Source organism: Streptomyces sp. NPDC127084 (assembly GCF_042724175.1).
Lineage (GTDB): Bacteria > Actinomycetota > Actinomycetes > Streptomycetales > Streptomycetaceae > Streptomyces.
This window is the reverse complement of record NZ_JBHXFA010000311.1, coordinates 1-2,921: the sequence shown is the minus strand read 5'-3', so window position 1 is coordinate 2,921 and position 2,921 is coordinate 1. Positions and strand designations below refer to the sequence as shown.

Here is a 2,921-nt window from a genome sequence, read left to right as displayed (position 1 = left end):
GCCTTCGACAGCGGTGGCCCCGGGCTCCTTCCCGTCGCGGAGTGGTCCAGCCCTGTGCCGTTCGGCCGTTGCCCCCGCCTGCCGCATCCCCAGCGCGGGACGGGGCAAGCGCACTTAGTGTGGGCAGCGGAGCCAGGAGTTCACCACCTCCCGGGAAGGACGTACGGCGATGACCGACACCGGCGTCAATGTCAGCAAGGAACCGTCGGGGAGCGGCGGAGGCACGGCGAAACCGGGGGGCACGGCGGGAGGCGCGGGAACGCCCAAGCGGGGTGCCGTGGATCCGGCGGCCCGGGGACGCACCACCATCGCGGACGGGGTCGTCGAGAAGATCGCCGGACTGGCTGCCCGGGATGTGATCGGAGTCCACGCGATGGGCAGCGGGGCCTCCCGTACCTTCGGCGCCGTGCGCGACCGGGTGCCCGGAGCCGGAAGCCGCTCCGGTGCGGCCCGCGGGGTGAAGGCCGAGGTCGGCGAAGTGCAGACCGCCCTCGACCTGGAGATCGTCGTCGACTACGGGGTGTCGATCGGTGATGTGGCCAGAGCCGTCCGCGAGAACGTCATCGCGGCCGTGGAACGGATGACCGGCCTCGAAGTCGTGGAGGTCAACATCGCGGTGAGCGATGTGAAGCTGCCGGACGAGGAAGACGAAGAGCCAGAACCGCGCATCCAGTAGCGGAGTAGCGGAGCTCACGAGAGGAGCTCACGAATGAACATGGCGGTGGTCGGCCTGCTGGCCGGCATGGCGCTGGGCTTCGCCGGGTATTTCGGCGGCTTCGGGGCCTTCCTCCTGGTGGCCGCGCTCGGCGCGGTCGGGTTCGTCGCGGGGCGCTTCCTGGAGGGCGACCTCGAACCGGGCGCCTTCTTCCGGGGCCGCGAACACGGCGACCGGAGGTGATCCGGAGTGTCCGTGGACTCGGCCTCGCCTCCGACGGCGCCCATGCCGCCCCAGCGGATCGCACCGGCGGAACGCGGGGAGACGACGATCGCCGACCGGGTCGTCGCGAAGATCGCGGCACGGGCGGCGCGTGAGGCCCTGGGACGCGTGCCCGAAGGATGCGCGCCCCCGCACGCCGCGGTCGTCGTCCACCAGAACCACGCCCGTATCCGTATCAGTCTCGAACTCGACTACCCGTCCGACCTTGGCGCCCAGTGCGGCGCGGTGCGCCGCCGGGTGGCCGAAAGGGTGGCGGCACTGGCCGGGATGGAGGTCTCCGAAGTAGCCGTACAGGTCGAACGGCTGCACTCCGTCCATACCCGCCGGGCGGATCAGGGGAGGCTGAGGTGACCGCGTCCGCACCCGCGCCGGAGAGCGCGTCCGCACCCGCGCCCGCGAGGGCTGCGCGGTTCTGGTCCAAGCGGCGGGTTCCGTCCGGGTTGGTCGCCGCCCTGCTGACGGCGGGAGCGGGACTGCTGCTGTACGACATCGCCGCCGTAAGGGCCGAGCGGCCCGCTGGGGCATGGCGCCGCGCACTCGCCACCGAGTTGGAGCAGCGCCCCCTCGATGACGTCTGGGTCCTGGTGGGTGCGAGCGTCGCGGTGTTGCTCGGACTGTTGCTGATCGTGCTCGCCGTGACCCCCGGTCTGCGCGGGCTGCTGCCGATGCGTCGCCCGGCGGACGACACGGGACTGCGTGCGGGACTCGATCGCGACGCCGCGGCGCTCGCACTGCGCGACCGGGCCATGGAGGTGTCCGGTGTGCAGTCGGTACGGGTACGGATGCGACGGTCCCGCGTCAGCCTGCGGGCGGTGGCCCACTTCCGTGAGCTCGGCGAGGTGCGGAGCGATCTGGACATGGTGCTGGACGCCGGCATTCGGGAACTCGGCCTCGCGCGTCCTCCGGCGCCGTCCGTGCGGGTCCGACGACCCCCCAAGAAGGGGTGAGCCGGATGCCTCGCATGCTGCCTGCCGCCAACCGTGTGCTGCTGGGCCTCACCGGCCTGGTGCTGCTCGCCGCCGGGGGAGCGGTAGTCGCCGCCGCACTGGGCGCAGGGGTGCCTTCCTGGTGGCCCTGGTCCGGGCCGGACGATGTGCTGCTCACCCAGCGCGCCCGGCAGCACTGGCGTGCCGAGAGCTGGTGGTGGCCCACGGTGGTCGCGGCACTCGCGGCGATGCTGCTGCTGAGCCTGTGGTGGCTGCTGGCGCAGTTCCGCCGCTCGCGGCTGGCCGAGATCCTGGTCGAGAGCCCCGACGGAGAGGGCGCCCAGCTCAGGGGCCGCGCCCTGGAATCCGTACTGATCGGCGAGGCGGAGGACCTCGACGGCGTGGCCCGTGCCCAGATCGCCGTCCACGGCCGCCCCACGGCTCCCAAGGCTCGCGTCAGGCTGCTGCTGGAACCGTACGCGTCCCCCGTCGAGACCCTCCACCGTCTCGCGGCCGAGGCCCTGACCCACGCCCGCACATCCGCGGGCCTCGCGGCGCTGCCGGCGGAGGTCCGCCTCCGCGCGGAGAAGCACCACGCCAGGCGTGTGGTGTGAGTTCCGCTCCGCGTCGGCATGTGGCGTCGGGATGCGAGGTCGCGGAGGCACTGGTTCGCTGAGAGGTGCCCGCTCATCCGATGACGTATGAGGAGTGATCATGAGCGTTTCAGGTGAGGCAAGCGGACGCGTGCGCCAGATGCGCCAGAAGGCGGACGAACTGAAGCAGGCCGCGGAGCGCTCCTCCGACCCGGAGGAGCGTCGCCGACTGGAGGAGAAGGCCCGAAAGCTGCGGGACCAGAGTGAACAGGAGAGCGCGATGGGGGCAGGGGACATATTCCCGGAGGTGTGACGCAAGGGGCCCCGTGGTGCCGGGTGTCCCTCCCTCGCCGCCGGTCTGGTGGGGGGGGGGGGGTGTGTGGGGTCGACGGGATCCCCCCCCACCCCGCGGTGGGGGGGCGGGGGGAGCGCCCGCCACAACCCCGGCGGGGGCGCGCGCGCGCG

Annotated in this window: 5 protein-coding genes; all 5 read left to right on the top strand. The window is 72.7% G+C overall.

The genetic code is table 11. From position 1 onward, the window contains the following. The first annotated feature begins 169 nt into the window (after positions 1-169). The 5 genes from ACFWI9_RS33630 (at position 170) to ACFWI9_RS33610 (ending at position 2,769) form a co-directional block, all read left to right on the top strand. Positions 170-676, top strand: a complete 507-nt coding sequence (locus ACFWI9_RS33630; protein WP_387168917.1) for an Asp23/Gls24 family envelope stress response protein — start codon at positions 170-172, stop codon at positions 674-676. A gap of 33 nt (positions 677-709) precedes the next feature. Next, positions 710-898, top strand: a complete 189-nt coding sequence (locus ACFWI9_RS33625) for a hypothetical protein (RefSeq protein ID WP_387168915.1) — start codon at positions 710-712, stop codon at positions 896-898. A 254-nt stretch (positions 899-1,152) separates the two neighbouring features. Beyond that, on the top strand, positions 1,153-1,884 hold the full coding sequence (locus tag ACFWI9_RS33620) for a DUF6286 domain-containing protein (protein ID WP_387168912.1): 732 nt from the start codon (positions 1,153-1,155) through the stop codon (positions 1,882-1,884). Between the two features lie 14 nt (positions 1,885-1,898). After that, positions 1,899-2,477 carry an alkaline shock response membrane anchor protein AmaP gene (gene amaP / locus ACFWI9_RS33615; RefSeq protein ID WP_387168920.1) on the top strand — a complete coding sequence of 193 codons (579 nt, stop codon included), beginning with the start codon at positions 1,899-1,901 and terminating at the stop codon, positions 2,475-2,477. Between the two features lie 100 nt (positions 2,478-2,577). Further along, on the top strand, positions 2,578-2,769 hold the full coding sequence (locus ACFWI9_RS33610) for a DUF6381 family protein (protein ID WP_387168909.1): 192 nt from the start codon (positions 2,578-2,580) through the stop codon (positions 2,767-2,769). The last annotated feature ends 152 nt before the right edge of the window (positions 2,770-2,921 follow it).